Annotated in this window: 12 protein-coding genes and 1 pseudogene; 9 read left to right on the plus strand and 4 right to left on the minus strand. The window is 70.4% G+C overall.

What is annotated here, in order from left to right:
- Position 1: 1 nt before the first annotated feature.
- From WMF20_RS09345 to WMF20_RS09365, 5 genes and pseudogenes are all read left to right on the plus strand, one after another.
- Entirely contained in the window at positions 2–7,708 is a 7,707-nt protein-coding gene (locus WMF20_RS09345) for an amino acid adenylation domain-containing protein (protein ID WP_437612520.1), read from the plus strand.
- Between the two features lie 41 nt (positions 7,709–7,749).
- On the plus strand, positions 7,750–7,947 hold the full coding sequence (locus WMF20_RS09350; RefSeq protein ID WP_437612522.1) for a hypothetical protein: 198 nt from the start codon (positions 7,750–7,752) through the stop codon (positions 7,945–7,947).
- A complete protein-coding gene (locus tag WMF20_RS09355) occupies positions 7,928–8,782 on the plus strand; it encodes a CPBP family intramembrane glutamic endopeptidase (protein ID WP_437612524.1) in 855 nt (284 codons plus the stop codon). Before WMF20_RS09350 ends, WMF20_RS09355 begins: the two co-directional genes overlap by 20 nt.
- 209 nt (positions 8,783–8,991) lie before the next feature.
- Positions 8,992–10,257, plus strand: coding sequence for an alpha/beta hydrolase family protein (locus tag WMF20_RS09360; RefSeq protein WP_437612526.1), 1,266 nt, complete (start codon positions 8,992–8,994; stop codon positions 10,255–10,257).
- A 95-nt stretch (positions 10,258–10,352) separates the two neighbouring features.
- A pseudogene (locus WMF20_RS09365) lies at positions 10,353–10,562 on the plus strand (nitrilase-related carbon-nitrogen hydrolase); the annotation flags it as partial.
- Positions 10,563–10,768: 206 nt separating this feature from the next.
- On the opposite strand, the gene WMF20_RS09370 reads toward WMF20_RS09365, so the two are convergent.
- Entirely contained in the window at positions 10,769–11,032 is a 264-nt protein-coding gene (locus WMF20_RS09370; RefSeq protein ID WP_437612528.1) for a hypothetical protein, read from the minus strand.
- 474 nt (positions 11,033–11,506) lie between these two features.
- On the opposite strand from WMF20_RS09370, the gene WMF20_RS09375 reads away from it, so the two are divergent.
- Positions 11,507–12,865: a hypothetical protein gene (locus WMF20_RS09375; RefSeq protein WP_437612530.1), complete on the plus strand. Its 1,359-nt coding sequence runs from the start codon at positions 11,507–11,509 to the stop codon at positions 12,863–12,865.
- A gap of 27 nt (positions 12,866–12,892) precedes the next feature.
- Here WMF20_RS09375 and WMF20_RS09380 read toward each other — a convergent pair whose 3' ends face one another.
- Positions 12,893–13,306: a winged helix-turn-helix transcriptional regulator gene (locus tag WMF20_RS09380; RefSeq protein ID WP_437612532.1), complete on the minus strand. Its 414-nt coding sequence runs from the start codon at positions 13,304–13,306 to the stop codon at positions 12,893–12,895.
- A 284-nt stretch (positions 13,307–13,590) separates the two neighbouring features.
- On the opposite strand from WMF20_RS09380, the gene gstA reads away from it, so the two are divergent.
- Positions 13,591–14,211 carry a glutathione transferase GstA gene (gene gstA / locus WMF20_RS09385; RefSeq protein ID WP_437612534.1) on the plus strand — a complete coding sequence of 207 codons (621 nt, stop codon included), beginning with the start codon at positions 13,591–13,593 and terminating at the stop codon, positions 14,209–14,211.
- Positions 14,212–14,891: 680 nt separating this feature from the next.
- On the opposite strand, the gene WMF20_RS09390 is transcribed toward gstA, so the two are convergent.
- Together WMF20_RS09390 and WMF20_RS09395 are read right to left on the minus strand one after the other, a co-directional pair.
- A complete protein-coding gene (locus WMF20_RS09390) occupies positions 14,892–15,245 on the minus strand; it encodes a hypothetical protein (RefSeq protein ID WP_437612536.1) in 354 nt (117 codons plus the stop codon).
- A gap of 249 nt (positions 15,246–15,494) precedes the next feature.
- Positions 15,495–16,883, minus strand: coding sequence for an IS1380 family transposase (locus WMF20_RS09395; protein ID WP_437606646.1), 1,389 nt, complete (start codon positions 16,881–16,883; stop codon positions 15,495–15,497).
- Between the two features lie 123 nt (positions 16,884–17,006).
- Here WMF20_RS09395 and WMF20_RS09400 point away from each other — a divergent pair, with 123 nt between their 5' ends.
- Positions 17,007–19,211: a M12 family metallopeptidase gene (locus WMF20_RS09400; RefSeq protein ID WP_437612538.1), complete on the plus strand. Its 2,205-nt coding sequence runs from the start codon at positions 17,007–17,009 to the stop codon at positions 19,209–19,211.
- A 214-nt stretch (positions 19,212–19,425) separates the two neighbouring features.
- Positions 19,426–20,430 carry a hypothetical protein gene (locus tag WMF20_RS09405; protein WP_437617097.1) on the plus strand — a complete coding sequence of 335 codons (1,005 nt, stop codon included), beginning with the start codon at positions 19,426–19,428 and terminating at the stop codon, positions 20,428–20,430.
- The last annotated feature ends 409 nt before the right edge of the window (positions 20,431–20,839 follow it).

Here is a 20,839-nt window from a genome sequence, read left to right on the forward strand (position 1 = left end):
CATGCACACCGATACCTTCCATCACGTCGAGCAGCACTCGAACATCGTACAACCCGAGCCCTGGGCTGCCTCTCCGGAGACCAGCCGGCGGCGCGCGGATGAGCTGATCCGGTGGGTGCGCGATTACGCCGAGCGGCGGATCAACTCCCGCCTGATCGACGAGCGGCGCTGCATCCCGCCGCACGTGATCCTGGACTTCGGCAACCGCGGCTTGCTCGGCATGCAGGTGTCCGAGCGCCATGGCGGGCTCGGCCTCCGCTGCGGCGACGCCCTCCGCGTCCTCGAGCAGCTCTCGGCCATCGATCTCACGCTCGCGATCGTCGTTCTGGACAGCATCCTCGGCGCGCACACCATCGGCCACCACGCGACCGAGGCGGTGCGCGGCGAGCTCCTCCCGCTCGTCGCGCGCGGCCGAGCCTTCGCCGCGGTGGCGATGACCGAGCCCAAAGCGGGCTCCAACCTCCGCGCCATCGAGACCAGGGCGGTCCCGGAAGGTAAGGGCGCGTGGCGCCTCCACGGCAGCAAGCTCTGGGTCGGCGCCGGCTCCGCCGCCAGCGTCATCCACGTCTATGCCCAGCTCCTCGACGAGCGCGGCCGCTCTCGTGGGCTGACGGGCTTCATCGTCCGCCAGGGCGCGGACGGGCTCCATATCGGGCCAGAGGCGCTCACCCTGGGGCTGCGCGGGTTCACCAAGAACACGGTGGTGCTCGACGGCGTCCGCGTGACCACGGCCGACATGCTCGGCGCGCCGGGCAGCGGAATGGAGGGAGCCCGGGACACGATGATGCTCATCCGCTTCTATCTGGGCGGGATGGCGGTCGGCGGGATGAAGCGCTGCGCGCAGCTCATGCTCCGCTACGCGGAGCGGCGGCAGGTCCTGACAGGCAACCTCCTCGACAACCCCGTGACGCTCGCCCGCATGAGCGAGCTCGCGGCCCGGATCACGTCGGTGGAGGCGCTGGCCACGCGGATCGCCGAGCTGCGCGACGCGGGCCGGAGCGTCCCCGCCGAGGCGTACATGGCCTGCAAGAACGCCGGCGCCGAGTCCCTGGGCTGGGCCGTCGATCAGCTCGTCCAGCTCCTCGGGGCGCGCGGCTACGAGGAGAGCAACCTCGTGCCGCAGATGTACCGCGACGCGCGCCCATGGCGCATCTTCGAGGGCCCGACCGAGGCCTTGAACATGGTGCTCGGCTCGAGCGCGCTGCACGCGGACCGGAGCCTGTACCGCTTCCTCGCCGAGACGTGCGCGTCGCCGGCGATCGCCCGCCGCCTCGAGGAAGCAGCAACGCGGGTGCGGGCCCGCGCGGGGAATGCCGCGACGCCCTTCGACGACCGATCGACCGCCCTCTACTGGGGCAGCGCGCTCCTCGGGGATGCCACGACCGAGGCGCTCCTCCTCGCGGCGGTCGAGAGCAGCCGCGGAGATGCGTCGGCCCTGCGCCCGGCCGCCGCGTGGCTCGGGGGACGCCTCGACGCGGCGCTCGCGGCGGCGTGCGATGGAGCCCGGGAGGAGGCCGCCCTCATGAGCCGCGACGCGCTCGCGCTCCGCATCTCCCGCTATGCCGCCGCGGTCGGCGACGTCGAGCAGGGGCTGCCGGGCATAAGCGACGCGCTCGATCCCTACCTGCGCCGAAGGTTCGAGGAGGATCTCGCCTACTGGACGCCGCCTTCTCGCGCGCGTCGCGCGGAGGCGCCGCGGACGACGCTCGCCGCGCCCGCAGGGGATCTCTGGCCAGGCGGCGCGCGCCCGGCGCGCACCGGCGAGAACGGCGCCGCCCACCCCCGCGGCGCCTCCGACGACGCGGCCTGCGTCCACGACCTGTTCGCGCGAGCGGCGGAGAGAGCTCCGGGCGCGATCGCGGTCGTCGCCGGCGCCCGTTCCATCACCTACGCCGAGCTCGACGCCCGCAGCAACCAGCTCGCGCACCACCTGGCCGCGCTCGGCGTCGGCCGCGAGGCGCTCGTCGGCATCTGCCTGGAGCGCTCGATCGAGCAGATCGTCGCGATGCTGGCCGTGCTGAAGGCGGGAGGTGCGTACGTCCCCATCGACCCCGCCGAGCCGGAGCCGCGTCGCGCCTACATCCTCAAGGATGCGGGCGTCGTGACGGTCCTCACGTCGGAGGCGCTCGCCTGCCGGCTGTCGTCGCAGGCGGCGCACGTCGTGTGCCTCGACGCCGACCGCACCGCCATCGAGGCTCGCCCCACCGCCGCGCCGGCCGCCGCCGCGGGCCTCGGCCAGGCCGCGTACGTCATCTACACGTCGGGATCCACCGGCCAACCGAAGGGCGTCGTCGTGGAGCATGCCGCGCTGTCGCGCTTCACGCGCTCGGCGTGCGTCGACTACGGCATCGGCCCGGGCGATCGCGTCCTCCAGTTCGCCGCGATCAGCTTCGACGCTGCCGTCGAGGAGATCTACACCAGCCTGACCTCCGGCGGCACGCTCGTGCTGCGCAGCGAGGCGATGATCGGCTCGGCGCCCGCGCTCGTCGCGGCTTGCGCGGAGCTCGGGTTGACCGTCCTCGATCTGCCGACCGGCTACTGGCACCAGCTCACGGTCGAGCTCACCGCGTCCGGCCTGAAGCTGCCGCCCTGCGTCCGCCTCGTGATCATCGGCGGCGAGCGCGCGTCGCTCGCGCGGGTCCTCGCGTGGAAGGCGCATTGCGGGCCGTCCCCGCGCCTCGTGAACACCTACGGGCCCACCGAGGCCACGGTCGTCGCGATCACCTGCGACCTCTCCGCCGTCGACGACCTCGGCGCCGAGGTCCCGATCGGGCGCCCGATGCCGCACGTCGAGGCGCACGTGCTCGGCCCGGCGGGCGAGCCCGTTCCCGGAGGGGTCGCAGGGGAGCTCTACCTCGGCGGGGCCGGCCTCGCGCGCGGCTATCACGGCCGGCCAGAGCTCACGGCGGAGCGCTTCATCACGAGCCCCTTCGATCCATCAGGGCACGCTCGCCTCTACAGGACAGGAGACCTCGTGCGCTGGCGCGCCGATGGACACCTCGAGTTCGTCGGACGCGCCGACCATCAGGTCAAGATCCGCGGCTTCCGCGTCGAGCCGGAGGAGATCGAGGCCATCCTGGTCGAGAGCCCGCTCGTGGGCGACGCCGCGGTGGTCGCCCCGGAGCACGCCGACGGCTCGCGTCGCCTCGTCGCCTTCGTCGTACCCCGGACGCCCTCGTCGAACCTTCCGCAGGAGCTGCGCGGCTTCCTCGCGTCGCGGCTGCCCGCCTACATGATCCCTTCGGCCTTCCACGCGATGGACTGCCTCCCTCGCACGGTGAGCCGCAAGCTCGATCGCCAGGCGTTGCTCTCGCGGGCGTCGCTGCCGGCGGAGCTCGCGCCCGCAGGGGACGCTGGCATCGATCCCGCGGATCTCCCGCGCACCGCCACCGAGCGCGCCCTGGCCGCCATCTGGAAGGAGATCCTCGGCGCGGAGGTCGGCGTTCACGACAACTTCCTCGATCTCGGCGGCAACTCGCTGATCGCGATCCAGACCGCGGCGCGGATCAGGAGCGCGCTCGGCGTCGAGCTCTCGGTGGACGCGCTCTTCAGCGCGCCGAGCATCGCCGAGCTCGCCGAGCACATCGACGCGAAGCGCGCCCCCCGGGAGGAAGACGCCGGCAGCCAGCTCGCGGCGCGCTCGGCGGACGACGCCGCCGCTCTCGCGGCGCCGCAGCACGAGCTCCCGCTCTCCCCCGGCCAGGAGCAGATCTGGTTCCTGCACCGCCTCCACGCCGGAGAGCCGCTCTACAACGAGCCTTGCGCGATCCGCATGCGCGGCCCGGTCGATGAAGGCGTCCTCGAGCGATGCCTCGTCGAGCTCATCCGCCGTCACGAGATCCTGCGCACGGCGTTCGTCGAGAGGGAGGGTCGGCCGGTGCGGCTCCTTCGCGCTCCTTCCTTTTCTCTGCGCGTCGTCGACCTGCGGGCGGCCCCTCCGGCGGACCGTGCGCCCGCGGCGCAGCGCCTCGCCGAAGAGCAAGCCCGGCTCTCCTTCGACCTAGGAGCACCTCCTCTCCTCAGAGCGACCTTCGTGCGCCTCGCCGACGACGAACAGGAGCTCCACCTCGTCCTGCACCATCTCATCGTCGATGGCATCTCCCTGTACCGCGTCCTGCTCGCGGAGCTCGAGGTGGCCTATGACGCCCTCTCCCGCGGCGCGACGGCGCCGCCGTGGCCCGAGCTCCCGGCCCAGTACGCGGACTTCGTCGCCTACCAGCGGGCCGAGGCCGAGCGGGCCGCGAAGGCCGAGCTCCCGTGGTGGATCGAGCGGCTCCGCGGCTTGCCCGAGCTCGAGCTCCCGCTCGACCGGCCCCGCCCGAGCGCCCCGCGCTGCAGCGGAGAGCGCGCGTGCATGGCGCTCTCGAGCGACCTCACCGAGGCCCTGAGGCGCCTCGGTCGCAGGGAGGGGGGCACGCTCTTCATGACCGTGACCGCCGCCATCTACGTTCTCCTCCATCGCTACACCGGCCAGCGCGATCTCGCGCTCGGCACGGTCATCGCGCAGCGCGGCCGGCCGGAGCTCGAGCGCGTGATGGGCTATTGCGACAACACCCTCGTCCTCCGCGCCGATCTCTCCGGCGATCCCACGGTCGGCGAGCTCCTGCGGCGGGTCCGCGGCCTCAGCCTCGAGGCCCTCCAGCATCAAGCGCTCCCGTTCGAGGCCCTCGTCGCGGCGCTCCATCCCCGGCGCCACGCCGACCGGAATCCCCTCTTCCAGGTGGCGTTCATCTCCCAGCCGCCGCTCGCCGCAGGCCCGCTCGGGTGGACGCTCGACCGCCTCGGCGTCCACACGGGCACCGCGAAGTTCGACCTCATGATCGAGATCGACGAGCGCGCGGAGGGGATCCTCGGTCGGATCGAGCACCGCAGCGATCTGCTCGCGGCAGAGACCGTGCGGCGGATGGCCGGCCACCTGGAGGTGCTGCTCGCCGCGATGGCCGAGGACCCCGCGAGGCGGATCTCCGAGCTGCCCATGCTCACCCCCGGGGAGCGCCGGCAGCTCCTCGACGACTGGAACGCGACGGCGATCGAGCGCCCCTCCTGCTCCATCGTGGCGCCCTTCGAGGCGCAGGTGCGCCGGACCCCGGACGCCGCCGCCGTCGTCTTCGGCGCGGAGGAGCTGACCTATGACGCCTTGAACCGCCGCGCCAACCAGCTCGCGCGTCGCCTGCGCCGGCTCGGCGTCCGCCGCGATACCGGCGTCGCCCTGCTCCTGGACCGGACGCCGGAGCTGATCGTCGGCGTGCTCGGGATCCTCAAGGCCGGCGCGGCCTATGTCCCGCTCGATCTCAGCTATCCTGCGGAGCGACTGCGCTTCATGTGCGCCGACGCCGGCGTCCGCGTGCTCGTCACCCGCGCGGGGCTCCTCCACCTGTTGCCGGACCACGGCGCCGAGGCGCTGTGCATGGACGCCGCCCAGGACCTCCTCTCGGCCGAGCCCGATCACGACCTGGACGACGAGGCCTCACCGGATCAGCTCGCCTATGTCCTCTACACCTCGGGCTCCACGGGGACTCCCAAGGGCGTCGCGATGCCGCTGGGGCCCCTCGTCAACCTCCTCGCCTGGCAGCTCCGCCAGACCGCGCTCGGCTCGGGCGACCGCACCCTGCAGTTTGCGCCGATCAGCTTCGACGCTTCCTTCCTCGAGCTGTTCGCCACCTTCTGGACGGGCGGCACCCTGGTCCTCATCTCGGAGCCGGCGCGCCGAGATCCGCTCGCGCTGCTCGGGGTCATCGCGGAACACCGCGTCGCCCGCATGTTCCTCCCCTTCGTGGCCTTGCAACAGATGGCGGTGGCCGTCGACCGCGGCGCCCCGGCCCCGGAGAGCCTGCGCGAGCTCTATGTCGCGGGCGAGCAGCTCCGGATCACGCCCGCGGTGCGCCGCTTCTTCGAGGAGCTCCCCCATTGCGTGCTGCAGAACCAGTATGGTCCCTCGGAGACGCACGTCGTGACCGCGCTCACGCTCTCTGGCCCGGCCAGCGCATGGCCGGAGTTGCCGTCGATCGGCCGACCGATCGACAACACCCAGATTTACCTCCTCGACCCTGCGGGGCACCCCGTCCCGATCGGCGTCCCCGGCGAGCTCTACGTGGGCGGCGCCTCCCTCGCGCGCGGCTACCTCGGCCGGCCAGAGCTCACGGCGGAGCGGTTCCTCGTCGATCCCTTCTCCGCCGCTCCCGACGCTCGCCTCTACCGCACCGGCGACCTTGCGCGGTATCTCCCCGACGGCAACATCGCGTTTCTCGGCCGCACGGACGCGCAGGTCAAGATCCGCGGCTTTCGTGTCGAGCTCGACGAGGTCGAGGCCGTCCTGGCCCGCCATCCTGGCGTCGAGGCCGCGGCCGTCGCCGCCAGGGACGACGCGACCGGCGGCAAGCGGCTGGTCGGTTACGTCGTCCCGCGGGACGGCTGCGATGTCGGTGATCTGCGCGAGTTCATGAGGGCCACCGTCCCTGATTACATGGTCCCTGCGGTGATCGTCCCTTTGAGCTCGCTTCCGCTGACGCCGAGCGGGAAGGCCGATCGGCGCGCGCTCCCGGAGCCGGAGGGGCTCGCGGCCCCGACCGGCCGTGCATGGGTCGCTCCCCGCGACGAGATCGAGCTCCGCCTCGCGCGGATCTGGTCCGAGGTCCTCCGCGTCAACCCCGTCGGTGCGACCGACGATTTCTTCGACCTCGGGGGCCACTCGCTCCTTGCCACGCTGCTGACGGCGCGCATCGAGCAGGAGTTCGGGCAGGCCTTCCCGCTCGCCGCCCTGTTCGGAGGCTCGACGGTCGAGCGCGTCGCGAGCGCCCTGCGCGCGCCCGCGCGTGCGCGCCCCTGGACGCCCCTCGTCCCCATCCAGCCGAACGGCGGGCGCCCGCCCTTCTTCTGCGTCGCCGGCTCCGGCGGCAACGTCGTCTACTTCCACGCGCTCGCGCGGCACCTCGGCGCGGATCAGCCCTTCTACGGCCTCCAGTACCCCGGCATCGACGGGCAGTCGCCGCCGCTCGCCACCATCGAGGCGCTCGCCGCTCATCACCTCGCCGCGATCCGCGCGTTCAGGCCTCATGGCCCCTATGCTCTCGGTGGCCACTCCGTCGGCGGCGCCATCGCCTTCGAGATGGCCCGGCAGCTCGAGCGCGAAGGCGAGCAGGTCGCCCTGCTCGCGATCCTCGATGTCCCGGCGCCCGTCGCCGAGCGCGACTGGATCGGCTTCCGGTGGGACCATGCCCGCTGGCTCACGGCCATCCTCGCGCTCTTCGAGCCGATGTCCTCGGAGGCGCTGCGCTCGCTCGACGAGGAGCTCCGGGCGAGGAGCCCGGAGGCGCAGCTCGATCTCTTGGCGCGCCGGCTCGGGGCTCTTGGCGTCCTGCCCACGGACGCGGGACCCGATCGCGCGCGCGGCATCGCGGAGGTCATGAAGGCGAGCGATCTCGCGTACGGCCGCTACGATCCAGCCCACGTGACGGTGGATCGCGTCGTGCTCCTGCGAGCCTCCGAGCCGAGCCGCTTCGACCCTCTCGTGGACCTCGGCCTCTTCGCGCGCGCGGCGGACGACCCGGCCTGGGGCTGGGGCAAGCACGCCCGCGCCGGCGTCGATATCCGCTGGGTGCCCGGCGATCACATGACGATGTTCGCCGAGCCCCACGCGCGCGCCGTCGCCCAGGTGCTCGCGCAGAGCCTCGAGGCCGCGGGCCGTCCGCTCGAGGCTCCGACGCGCTGACCTTCTCGCCGACGCTCTACCTGCTCGAGAGCGTCGCGAGCGTGGCGCAGCTCGCGCGTCGCTGGAGCGCGCTCGAGCGCGCGTGGGGCGTGCGCCACAAGACGCGGTTCGCGCCCGACGGCGACGTGCAGCTCGCGGCGCAGCCAGCGGCGAACGGATGTGCTACCTCGGAGGGCGGCGCGCAGGCGGGGGCCGGAGCAGTTCAACAAAGGACGACAAATGAGCACCGCCACTGCTGACGCAGCGCCCCGTCCTTCGCTGGGCAAGCGCCTTCTCGCAAACACCTTCGTCCGCATCCTGCTTGCGGTGCTTGCCTCCATCGGCACCATGGCGCTGCTGCTGATGCTGTCCGAAATCGTGCCCAAACCCATGCGCGTGGTGTGGCCTACGCTGCTGGCCGCGGCCGGATGCATGGCAGGCTACCGCTTCTACGTGCGCAACGTGGAAAAGCGCGAGCCGCTCGAGGCTGCCGGGCCACGCATCCTGCCGGAGCTGGGCATGGGCTTCGGCATCGGCGCGGCGCTGGCGGTCGGTGTGGCCGGCTCGTTGCTGCTGTGTGGCGCCCTGCAGGTGCAGGGCCTGGGTGACTGGAGGGCCATCTTCAAGCCGCTGCCGGAGCAGATCATGGTCGCGACCTTCGAGGAGCTCGTGTTCCGCGCCATCCTGTTCCGCATCGTCGAGGAGCGGTGGGGGTTCCGCATCGCCGCGACATCGAACGTACTGCTGTTTGCGCTTGCCCACCTGCCGAACGAGAACGTGAGCGCCCTCGCGATTCTGGCCACGGCATCGGCCGGCGCCGGCCTGCTCGGCGTCTATCTGCTCACCCGCCGCGTATGGATCGCCATGGGCATGCACTTCGCCTGGAACTACCTGTTCGATGCGCTGATGTCGGTGCCCGTCTCCGGCCATGCGGCGCGCGGCTGGATTCAGGTGACGCCGGCCGGTCCGGAGTGGCTGAGCGGCGGTGCTTACGGCGTCGAGGGTTCGGTCGTCACGCTGATCGCGTGGACCGCTGCTGCCATCGTGCTGTTCCGTGTGGCGGGCCAGCGCCCAGCCAACGTGCTCCCACACTGATTCCGACGGTGGAGGGATGAGCGTGGCCAGCCTGGCCACGAACGCGATGGGCTCGAGCACGAGGTGTGCGGCGCCGTTGTGACGTGGCCTCCGAAGCCGAGCTGCGATGCGGCCGTCGGGGGCCGAGATGGCCGTGCCCGGTGATGGGCCACCCCCCACAATCGTGCTCGCCGCGCCGGTCTCGATCACGGTATGAGCACGAACCGAACATGATCCATCACAGCCTCTCTCGACATGCCTCCTGGCTGCTCGCTTCCCTCTCCGCCTGCGCGCTCCTCGCCGGCTGCGGCGACGACGACGCCGTGCCGCCGCGCGACGGGGATCCGGTCTGCACCGCGTGGGGCGACGCTCCGCCCGGCGACGGCCTCGTCGAGCTTCCCCGCCCGACCGGCCCGCACCCGGTCGGCACGCAGGTCCGCGCGCTGACCGACAGCGCGCGTGGCGAGGAGGCGACCGAGGATCCCGATGACCGCCGGGAGCTCCTCGTGCAGCTCTGGTATCCGGCCGATCCCTGCGGCGCCGGCGAGCTCGCGCCGTACCTCTCGCCGGAGGAGGGCGACAGCCGCCGCGCGAGCGCCGGCCTCCCGGTCGAGGACGGCTTCGAGGCGAGCTTCGTCACGCACGCGCGCACCGGCGTCCCCCTCGCCGACGAGGGCGCGCCCTACCCGGTGCTCCTCTTCTCGCACGGGTTCGGGATGCTCCGCGCCGACTACACGAGCCTCGTCGAGGACCTGGCGAGCCACGGCTTCGTGGTCGCCGCCATCAGCCACACCCACGACACCGAGCTGGCGGTGTTCCCCGACGGCCGCGCGGTGCCCTTCAGCCCGGTCGTCGGGACGCCGCCGGGGATGGACGCGACGCCGGAGGAAGTCGAAGCCTTCTTCGAGGCGATGGACGAGCACGTCGCGGTCTGGGTCGACGACGCGCGCTTCGTGCTCGACGAGCTCACGGCCGCCGCGCAGCACGACCCCGAGGGCCTGCTCACCGGGCGGCTCGACCTCGATCGGGTCGGCGTCCTCGGCCACTCCTTCGGCGGCGCGATGGCCGCCGAGGCGTGCGCCGTCGACGACCGCTTCGACGCCGGGCTCAACCTCGACGGCAGCCTCGTGGGGCCGGAGAGCGGCGCCGGAGGCCGGAGCCTCGCGCAGCCGTTCCTGATCATGCTCGCGGAGAGCCACGTCGACGACGTGCGCGTCGACGAGACCTACGGCGCGCTGAAGGGCCAGGGCTACCTCGCGCGGGTCGAGGGCGCCGCGCACCTCACATTCTCGGACCTGCCCGTCGTCATCGAGCACCTGCTCGGCGCAGGCGCCCTCCCCGAGGAGCTGGGCACGCTCGCTCCGGCCCGCGCGGTCGAGATCACGAACGCGTACACGCGCGCCTTCGTCGAGGCGCACGTGCGCGGCGACGCGTCGCCGCTGCTCGACGGCCCCTCGCCCGAGTACCCCGAGGTGTCCTTCGAGAAGAAGCGCTGACGTCGCCGACGAGAGGCGCTGGCGCCGCGCGCCACGCGGGCCTGGCGCGCGCTCCGGCCCAATCCGCACGGCGGCGAGGGCGCTATCGATGGGCCATGACCATGGCCCATTCCCGATTCAAGGCCGCGGCTGTCCAGGCCGCCCCTGCATTTCTCGATCTCGACGCCGGCGTGGACAAGGCCATGCGCCTCATCACCGAAACCGCAAGTCACGGCGCCTCGCTCACCGCCTTTCCTGAGGCGTGGCTGCCCGGATACCCGTTCTGGATCTGGCTCGCATCACCGGCCTGGGGGATGCAGTTCGTGTAGCTCGGCTGGAACGAGGTCTTGTTGATCTCGGCGACGAGCCTGTCGATCGTCGCCTCGATCTCCATCGGAGTGGATTCGTTCTGGGGAATCGGCGCCCGTTCGATCGGCGTGGATTCCCGCCCTGCGTCGGTGATCGCTCGCTCCGCAGGCCGCCGTCATCAGCGTGAGCCCGAAGGCCGCCGCCCAGCATCGTCCATTCGTCGTCATGAGACCCCTCCTGTCACGTGGCTCGTTCGGTCGCGCGCGGTTCCCATGCGTGCAGCTCGATTGGATTTACATGGAACGGGAACAGGGGCGAGATCGACGACGGCGTCGCCGTCGGCGGTCCAAGTCTGCGTGAAATGGTGCTGGTTCGCCCCGTACTCGTCGAAGTCGTATTCGGCGGCTGCGCGCGACTCTAGATCGCGGCCGATGGCCGACTCGCTGCCAGAGAACGGCAGGAGGGCCCCGATGACGACCGCATCCACGGGGCGCTCGGGCGCCGCCCGCGCGCATGACGCCGAGCAGACGCAGGCGAGTCCACCGAGCAGGCCGGTCTGGGACCAACGCAGGCGCCGGTCGCGACCAGCCCGAAGAGCGCGCCAGGTGCGGGCTCCGCCGGAACGACGCGGCGCGGAAGGAGATGTCAAGTACATGCGCGGCCGTCAGGATGTGCCATCACATTGAGGACTGGCCTGTCACGCTCGCCCGAGGCGTGGTCGCGGTGCTGGTGGGCGCGCTCGCGGCGGTGCTGGGGAGGAGGCGGGCTCGGCGCGGGCACGGGAGTTGTTAGGCGCCCTCTGGGCCCCACGTCGATGCGTCCAAACCCCGCGCAGAAGCGCCTGCGTGCGCAGGCGATTTCGCGTCGTCAGCGAATCGCGCTGACCGGGGCGTGCGCGCTCCTTACGCAGCTCGGCGCGGGCGGGTCCGCGCGCGGCGAGGACGAGCCGGGGGCGAGCGCCGTGGCTGGCGAGGAGGCTCCTCCGCACTCGATCGCGATCGTGAAGGACGAGCGCTGGGGAGCGTCGCTGTCGCTGGGCGTCGACGCGCTCGCCGCGGGGACGCGAGGCGATGGCGCGCGGGGCGGGCTGCGGCCGTATATCGACGGCGAGGGGTGGATCGGGTGGACGGCCGCGGAGCCGGACGCGAGGGCGCCAGCCCTGGGCCTCTTTTCGCCTTCGACGCTCGATGCGCGCCGCGGCTTGATCGTCCGCGCGGGCGCGGCCGGCCTCGCCGCGGCGCGATCGATGGGCGGCGCTCGGGCGTTCGAGTGGAGCGCGGCGGAGAGCGCGACGCTTCAGCTCACGCCGGTCGTCCTGGAGCAGCGGTTTTCGTACCAGAGGCCCGTGGAGTTTACCGATCGCTTCTGGCGATCGCAGCGCGGCGTGATGTCGGTGGGCGGCCGGTTCGCGCTCCCGGGCATGCTCACGGTGCTGCCGGCGAAGATGAACCTGATGAGCCTCGCCGTCGAGGCCGACGTGCTGCGCTACGAGGAGGGGACCACGCGGCGCGATCTCGGGGTCGAGATGGTCGTGGTCGAGCTCATCGACCGGAGCCCCGAGCGGCCGGGCCGTGCGGCGATCATCGATTTGAAGGTGGCGCAGCAGGACGCGCCGTTCAAGCGGGGGGAGGAGGTGCGTACCAGTCTGGCGGCGCTCACGATCGAGCTCGATGTGCTGTCGCTCGAGGGCATTTCGCTGTCGAGACGGCTGTCGCTCGGGGCGCGGGGCGGCATCGGTATCGCTGTGCCGACGCATCTTTATGACGCCACGCTGCCGCCGGAGGCGCCGTCGTCGGAGGAGGACGAGAAGGAGAGCGTCCCAAGCGTCATGATGCCGACGATCTTCGCGGATCTCGTCTATCGGTCGACGGCGCTGCCTTTCGTACCGAGCTGGAGCTCTCTCGACCGAGTTGTCGCTGGGGAGCGTGGGCCTGGCGCGGCGATCGGCGCTGGAACATTCTCGCGGCTCGATCCGACAGGGAGCGCGGGCGACGTGGGGGGCCAGATCGCAGCGGAGGGGCGGGTAGCGATCACGCGTGAGATCTATGCAGGCGGCAGCGGCACGGTCGTGCTGGCGGAGCGGGTCGTGGTGAGCGATCTGGGCGTGCCGGAAGGGGCGCCTCGGGCGGGGGATATGATTTTGATGACGCGCGTGGCGGCGCAGCTGGAATGGGAGCTCGCGAGGGGGGTCACGCAGCGCGCGTCTGCGTTTATCGAGCGGAGCGACCGCGATGATCCTGTGGGCCTCGGCGGCGCGCCGTCGGCGAGCTTGCGGCCGAGGTGGGGAGCGACCGTGTCGCTCGCTGCGACGGTGTTCTGAGATCCGCTGCTGCGTCCGTGCCCGCGCTCAGGCAACGTGGGTTCGCGCCGGGGCGGCCGCGCGCCTGCGCGGGCGTGCCCCGGGCCCCGGCACGGCGTGGGGCCCTCGGGCGTTGAGCTTTCCGCCGACCTCGGCGATGGCACGGAGCGCGGGCACCAGCTCTTGGCCGAGCGGGGTGAGCTCGTACTCGACCGAGGGCGGCGAGGTGGGCATGACGCGGCGGGTGACCACGCCCTTGGCCTCGAGCTCGCGCAGCCGCGCGCTCAGCACCCGCGCCGAGATCTGCGGGATGTCGACGCGCAGCTCGCCGAACCGGCGCGGCTGCCCGCTGAGCGACCAGATGACGTTCGGCGCCCAGGCCCCGCGCAAGAGCGCCATGCACAGCGTCAGCGGGCAGAGGGGCGGCGGGGGGACGCGATTTTTTCGAACCGGCAGTGCCATGGGTAACCCCGAAGATACCCCTTTCTCAGGGTTCTGGCACCTGGCGAGTATCCAAGAGTAACTTCGCGCGCTAGCTTGCTGGTCTCGATGGCGCCGGCCCCGAGCGATCGGGGCTGGCGCGCCGCGGCCCTCGCCGAAGCGACGGGCTTCGCCGGGGCGCGCGGGGGCCTTCGCCGGCCCCCGCGCCCGCCCGCCCCTCGCCGCCCCGAACACCCGGGGGCGCGTCGAAGGGGCGGGGTCGTTCGGGGTTCTCACCAACACCCTACAATTCGAAGGATACCTCTATGAAATTGTATTTCTCTCCTGGCGCCTGTTCTCTGTCTCCGCACGTCGTCGCCCGCGAGCTCGGCATCGAGCTGACGCTCGACAAGGTCGACGTCGCGTCCAAGAAGACGTCGTCGGGCCGCGACTTTTGGGCCATCAACCCGAAGGGGTACGTCCCCGCGCTCGAGCTCGACGGCGGCGAGGTCTTGACCGAGGGGCCGGCCATCGTCCAGTACCTGGCCGACCAGAAGCCCGAAGCGAAGCTCGTGCCGCCGCCGGGCACGATGGCTCGCTACCGCGTGCAAGAGATGCTCGGGTACATCAACTCCGAGCTGCACAAGAGCTACAGCCCGCTCTTCAATCCGAAGACCTCGCCCGAGCAGCGGCAAGAGCGCGAAGAGTACCTGCGCAAGCGCTACGGCGTGATCGAGGCGGCGCTCGCGAAGGGGCCCTACCTGTTCGGCGAGCAGTTCACCGTGGCCGACGCCTACCTGTTCACGGTCACCAACTGGGCGAATTTCGTCAAGCTCGACCTGTCGGCCTTCCCCAATCTGCTCGCGTTCCAGCGGCGGGTGGCCGCGCGCCCGGCGGTGCAGGGGGCGATGCGGGCCGAGGGGCTTCCGGTCGAGGGCGGCAAGTAAGGGGCGCGCGGCGCGGGCCGCCCCGGCGGCGGGGCGCGTGCCGCGAGCGCTCAGGGCGGGGGCGCCTTTCTGGCCCTCTTCAGCCCCGCGCAGGCGGGGGCGTCGACGGTCGGCGCTGCGCGACCGGGGGCGTTTGCCCCGAACCCATGGCGCGGGCAGCGCCGCGGGCGCACGTCGGTGTGCACGCCGGCGTTGCGGGCGCCAGCGGGCTTGGCCTGCGGCGCTCACGCCGCCTCGGAGCTCGGGCTCGGCGCACGCCGGTCGCCGGGCAGCAGAGCGAGGCGCTCCAGGCTGAACGGCGGGCGCGCGCCGTAGCGGCAGCTTGCGTTCTGCGAGCTGCGGAGCTGCGCCGGCGGAACGCAAGCCCCTCCGGTAAGCACCCAGCCTCCCTCACCACCCCCAGGGATCGCCAGGCGGGCCCCGGTGCCGCACCCTGCGCGCGGTCGGCGCCCCGACCGGTCACCCGGGCGCCTCGCCGCCGGTCGATCCGCCGCGCCTGCCGCCTCGGCGCGCGGCGTGGCGTCCCGCTTGCCGCGCCAGCACATCCGCACCACCTGCATGGCTTCCGAGCGCAAGACCCACCGCGCCCTCACCGTCGCCGGGCTGACCTCGGGGCTGCATCCCCCCTGGTCCCCGGCCGGCGCACGGAGCTCGCGATGTAACGGTGGCGCCGCGACATGTCACGCCGGCATACCGTGACATGTCACGATCGATGAGCCGCTTGTCACGCTGCGCAGCCACCATCCCGAGCCCCAGAGCATCCTGGATCGGCCCGGTATTTGGGCAATCTCGCTGCTGATCGCGGGACTGGTCCAGCGCACGAGGCGATGGCACGTCCCGTGCTTTGACGTCAGCATCAGCGTCAGCGTCAGCGTCAGCGTCAGCGTCAGCGTCAGCGTCAGCGGCGGCGACAGGAGGAGCACGTGAAACCCAGGGCCGCCCGACTCGAACGGATGGGTTGCCCACGACGACACCGGTAGCCGGTCATCGAGCGGCGAACGCGCCTTCGCTGGACCGGTCTGGCGGCGGAGCAAGTGCCCGCACGCTGGACGTCGGCTGCCAAGCTCCATGCGTTCGCGGACCCAATCTCCCACGGATCAACCCCGCCATTCCCATGGCACCTTAAACGTGGATTTCGCGCCCATGGGGCACGAGTGGGCTGACGGCGACGTGCGAGCATCGTTCCGCCGAAGAATGCGATGCCAATTACACATTGGTGCACCCACAGCGTCACGAAGGCACACGCCCCCCTTACCCCCGCGATGATTTCGGCTGGTCCGGACTCAATTCAGCCAGCGGGCGAGCTGCGAGCGCTCCGGCACGTGCAGGGTCGTGCCCCGACCCGACCGGGCCAACCTTCCCGGGACGAGGATGAGCGCGCGGCGCAGCCACGGCGTTCGCCAGCTCGCCAGGTGCGGAACGTGCTCCAGCACAAAGCGGCGCATCAGGTTGGCGGTGAGCAGCTTCAGCAGCAGCGCGGCATGATTGGCGTTGAAGCAGTGGCTCGGCACGCGACCGCATCCCCACCCGTGCTTGAGATCGCCGATAAGCGGCTCGATGCCCGCGCGCAGGTCATATCGCCCCGCGACGTCCTCCGGCGCTTCGACCGGCTCGTTGGTCAAGAAGACCTGCACCGTGTAGTCGAGGCCTTCCCAGAGGTAGATCTGCTTGCCGTTCTCCCGGTCGCGTGTGCGTACGGCGATGACGCGGACCCCATCCGGCCATTCGCTGCGCCGGAAGGGGACCTCGGCCACCTGCCGTCGAGGACGACCGTCGGCATCCCGGTCGATGGTACGCCATCCAGTGGCGTGTGCGACCATGCCCACCAGATCGGGACTCATCCGCGCCTTGGTGAGGAAAAAGCATCCCTTCGCGGCAACGGCGTGCATCAAGGCGCTGCAATCTCCCGCGCCATCGATCCGCACGTAGATGACCGCGCTCGGCGCTGCGGCGCGCGCCCGGTCGATGCATTCCTCGACGAAAGGTACATCGGCTTCGCCGAAGCTCGTGTCGCCAGGTCGCAGCTTGGCTCCGACGATGGCGTCGGCCTCGGCGATGCGCGCCAGGATCGGATGATAGCTCGGTCGACCGTGGTATCGCGGATTCGGGCCCGGAAGCGCCCCCTCCTGCATCCCGAAGAGCGGCTCCACGGTCGTGTCCACGTCGATGTGCACGAACCGATGCTTTCGGCGAGCAACGAGGGCGAGCCCGTGGTCGACGACCATGCTGTGCAGTGCTTCGAGCGCCTCCTCATCGAAGCGGCACAGGTCCCGGTAGACGGTGTCGATGCTGGGGACGACCCCGCCTGCCAGACGCGCGAAGAGCGGATCGACGGCGAGCGCCTCGATGCCGAAGACGCGCTCCTCGCCGGCGAGCGCGCTGTCCATCAGCAGGCGCATCTGCGCGGCCATCGGGTAGATGACCGAGCGGCCCGTCTTGAGCCGGGAAAACCTGCGGCTCAGGGCCACGTCGACGCCGAGCTCGCGGAGGAAGGCGCCGAACGGGGCAAGCCCTGCGACGCCCGTCAGGTTCTTCTCCGTGGGCTCGACGTGAATCCTGGAAGGGTCTGGCCGCCGGATTCGCTCCTGGTGCCGCCCGTCGCCTTTCCTCTTGAACCCGAGCTCGCGTCGACGCACCTTGGAGGTGCTCGGCGTGCGTCTTCGTTTGGTCATAGCAACCCGGGCGGGTCGCCACGCCGAGCCTTTCTTTCAAGGCGTTCCTTTTACTGCGCCGGATTTCTCACGCCCCAGATCGGCATCGTAGGCGCGAAATCCACGTTAAAGCAGGACCTGAACATGTTTAGAACCAATCGTGCGCTTATTGCCCTGTTCTCGGCGTCCGCAGCGTGCATGTTGCCCGCGTGCGTTGTGAGCGATGACTTGAGTGATGTTTCGACCGACGAAGACGCGTCCGACCAGATTGTCAGCGCCGACCAGGCGCTGGTGCGTGTTGGCGGGGACCGGTTTTGGCCAGGCGGCAACTTCCGCTACTGCTTCTCTCTCAATTCTGCGAACACCCTTCCGGCCGCGTGGGAGGCAACGGTGCGCAGCGCCATCGCGAAGATGGCGCTCAGCTTGCCTGTCACGTTCACGGAGATTGACTGCACGCTAACGGGTAACCCAGGCACAGATCCGACCAGCTATATCCTGTTCATACGGGCAACCGGCGGCTCGGGGGCCAATTCGAGTGAAACTGGATTCGATGGTGGCGTGGAATACATCAGGTTCTTCGATGCGCCGGACGAGCGCACCGCGACCCACGAGATATTGCATTCCCTCGGCATGCACCATGAGCAAGCCCGTTCGGATCGCGACACCTACGTGAATGTCAACGGGTCCTGTATCGATGACGATCATTCGCATGACTATGATAAGGCGGAGGATGCCTACACGTCGGGCGTCTACGACTACAAGAGCATCATGCATTACCAGACCGGCCTGTGGTGCGACAGCAGTGCGCCGAGCTGGTGCAACGTTCCGACGACCGGCGGTGGGTCGTTCTGTGCGACGGTGACGAAGAAGGATGGGTCGCCGATTCTTACGAATTTTGTGATGTCTCGAGAAGACATCAATTCGATATATTACATGTACTCCACGCCGTTCTCGACGCCGTCCAGCGATGATTATGCGGGCCACACCGTCGCCACCGGCGACTTCGATGGCGACGGCTACGCCGACGTCGCCGTCGGTCTTCCGGGCAGGACGGTGGGGGGCGTGGCGGACGCAGGCGAGGTCCGTGTCTACAAGGGCACGAGCCGTGGACTCTACCGTTGGCAGACCGTCACCCAGAGCACCGCCAATTGGGGTACCGTGGCGGGCGATGGTTTCGGTCGGGCGCTCGCCGCAGCAGACATGGACAACGACGGAAGGGATGAGCTGATCGTCGGTGCTCCGTACCATGACGTCGATGGTGTGGTGGTGGACGCGGGCGCGGTCGCCGTGCTGCGCCCCAACAACGTCGGCAAGCTGCAAGCTTGGCGCACGTACACGCAGAGGACCCTGAACGCCGGCGTCGTGACTGCCGGTGCCCGGTTCGGCACCGCGGTTGCGGCAGGTCGCATCGCGCGGACGTTCACCTCAGGCTCCTCGGGGCCGACCGACTCGGCGCTGACGCTGGCCGTCGGCGCGCCCTCGGATAACCCGAACGGGGCCGTGTTCCTGTACAGCGAGACGAACCCCCCGAGCGGGAGCTCCGTACGGCGCGTGCAGAAGCTCACAGGCTTGGTCGCCAGCGGCCACTTCGGCACCACTGTCGCTATCGGCAGTCTCACAACCAACAACACGGGCGATCTCGTCGTCGCTGCGCCCTTCGCCAACAGCCGGGGCCAGATCGACGTCTTCGATGGCGCGGCCCCGGTCGCGGCATCCAACACCACGGCGCCGATAGTCACGCATTTCGAGAGTATTGTCGCACCCGACGCCGACACAATCGGGTTCGGTTACTCGCTGGCGATTGGTAATTTCCGCGGAAGCAGCGCCAATGATATCGCTATCGGCGCGCCGTGGGCGCAAAACCTCAAGGGCGCAGTGTACGTCTACGAGTACGAGAACCTGTTCGCCGATCCGAACCTCTTCCATCGCAAGCAGACCCTCGTGCAGAATAGCACACCTGAATCGGGCGACGTGTTTGGTACGACGCTGGCCGCGGCCAACATCATCCAGTCCACGCCGCAGGACGAGCTCATCGTCGGAGCGCCCGGAGAGGACTCACACGCGGGGGCCGTCTCGGTCTTCCGGGGTGGAACCACGCTCCAGGCGTTTCAGTTCGTGCAGCAGAGCGACATCCCGGGACAGACGAACCAGGCCAACACTCGCTTCGGCGACTCGCTGGCCGCCAGGAGCATCAACGGCCTTGGCGACAGCGGTGTGACCAGCGATGATTTCGATGCCGTCCAGGGGCAGGGAATCCCCGATGTGGTGGTCGGCAGCCCGCTCGCCTCCAGGTTCAGCGTCTTCTGGGGTAACACCACCCTCGGGTTGCAAGGCCACAAGAGGTACTGACACGCGCAGGATGGCGTGAGGGAGCTCGCTGGGCTCACCTCCGGGGCTTGCGTTCTGCGGGTTCCTGCTTTGAATCGCCGGATCGCAAGCCCCTCCGGCAAGCAGGCAGGACGCCGCAGCGCGGACGTGCAGCGGCGAGCCGCCTGCAACCTGCTGGGGGCGCAACACGAACAACCAGTCCTCGCCGCCGCCCGGCACCTTCACGCAGATCGGCATCGGCAATTACTTCGGCTGCGGGCTGAAGGTGGACGGCACGGTGACGTGCTGGGGAAATAATACCTTCGGCCAGACGTCACCGCCCAGCGCGACCTTCCTCCAGATCAACGCCGGCGCCACGCACGTCTGTGGCATCATGACGGGCGGCGACGTGGCCTGCTGGGGAGAGAACTACGCGGGGAAGGCCGTGCCGCAAACGGACGCGTTCACGCAGATCAGCGCGGGTCTCGACCATGGCTGCGGGGCGAGGACGGATGGCACGAGTTACTGCTGGGGGCGTGACGATTACGGACAGGCCACGCTGCCTACCGGCCACCTCATGCCGCCCTCGGGCTTCACCAAGTTCAGCACGGGCAACCTTCACTCCTGCGGGATGACGCCCGGCAACAAGGTGTACTGCTGGGGCGACAACAGCGAGGGCCAGGCCACCAATCCACCAGGAGACTATGCTCAGATCGATTCGGGCTCGTTTCACAACTGCGGCGTGAAGACGGACGGCACCGTGCACTGCTGGGGGAGCAACGGCAGCGGAAAGGCCACGCCCCCGTCGGGGACCTTCACCCAGGTCAGCGCGGGCGGCTCCCATACGTGCGGGGTGAGGACGGGCGGTGCGGTGGACTGCTGGGGATACAACATCTCAGGCCAGGCCGCGGACCCGCCGGGGACCTTCACCCAGGTCAGCGCGGGCTGGAACCACTCGTGCGGGCTGAGGAGCGACGGCACGGTCGACTGCTGGGGGAGCAACGCTTCTGGCCAGGCCACGGAGCCCGCAGGCACCTTCATCTGGATCGGCGCGGGTAAAGATCATACCTGCGGGGTGAGGACGAACGGCACGGTCGACTGCTGGGGGTACAATTTGTACGGCCAGTCCACCGACCCCACGGGCACCTTTGTCGAGATCAGCGTGGGTTCCAACTTCAACTGCGGGCTGAAGACGGATGGTACGGTGTACTGCTGGGGGGAGTACGACTACGGCCAGATCTGGCTCCCCATGGCACATTAGACCATCTCCAACATTGCAGTCGACGCTCCTCGGACGCGCCAGGACTCGCCGACGGTGTCGGCGGTCAGACGCCGCAACGTCCGGCGAAGGCCTTGTAACGAGGGGCCGGCGGGGTGGCGCAGCTCAACGGCGGCGGCTGCTCGGTCTTTCCCGAGCAGATGGATCCGCACGACGTCTGCAGGGCGATGCTGGGTCGAGCCCCCGAGCTGCACGCGGCCGCGCGTCCCCCCGCGCGCCAGCGTCTGCACCCGCTCGGCCAGCGGGTCGACCAGGAGGCCAGAGGTGAGCGCGCGCGCCCTTCGCCCTCGCGGGCGAGGGGCGCGCGCGCGACCGTGGCGGCCCGCGCGCGCAGGTGCCACACTCGCGCGCGAGCGCGCGCGGCCGCCCACACGCCTGTCGCTGCGCCCAC

The sequence above is a fragment of the Sorangium sp. So ce834 genome, from assembly GCF_051521425.1.
Taxonomy (GTDB): domain Bacteria; phylum Myxococcota_A; class Polyangia; order Polyangiales; family Polyangiaceae; genus Sorangium; species Sorangium cellulosum_D.

Bases quoted from the DNA above. Each gene is read 5' to 3' on its own strand.
- WMF20_RS09345 (WP_437612520.1), top strand. From the start codon at position 2: ATGCACACCGATACCTTCCATCACGTCGAGCAGCACTCGAACATCGTA.
- WMF20_RS09355 (WP_437612524.1), top strand. From the start codon at position 7,928: ATGAGCACCGCCACTGCTGACGCAGCGCCCCGTCCTTCGCTGGGCAAG.
- WMF20_RS09360 (WP_437612526.1), top strand. From the start codon at position 8,992: ATGATCCATCACAGCCTCTCTCGACATGCCTCCTGGCTGCTCGCTTCC.
- WMF20_RS09380 (WP_437612532.1), bottom strand. From the start codon at position 13,306: ATGGCACTGCCGGTTCGAAAAAATCGCGTCCCCCCGCCGCCCCTCTGC.
- gstA (WP_437612534.1), top strand. From the start codon at position 13,591: ATGAAATTGTATTTCTCTCCTGGCGCCTGTTCTCTGTCTCCGCACGTC.
- WMF20_RS09395 (WP_437606646.1), bottom strand. From the start codon at position 16,883: ATGACCAAACGAAGACGCACGCCGAGCACCTCCAAGGTGCGTCGACGC.
- WMF20_RS09400 (WP_437612538.1), top strand. From the start codon at position 17,007: ATGTTTAGAACCAATCGTGCGCTTATTGCCCTGTTCTCGGCGTCCGCA.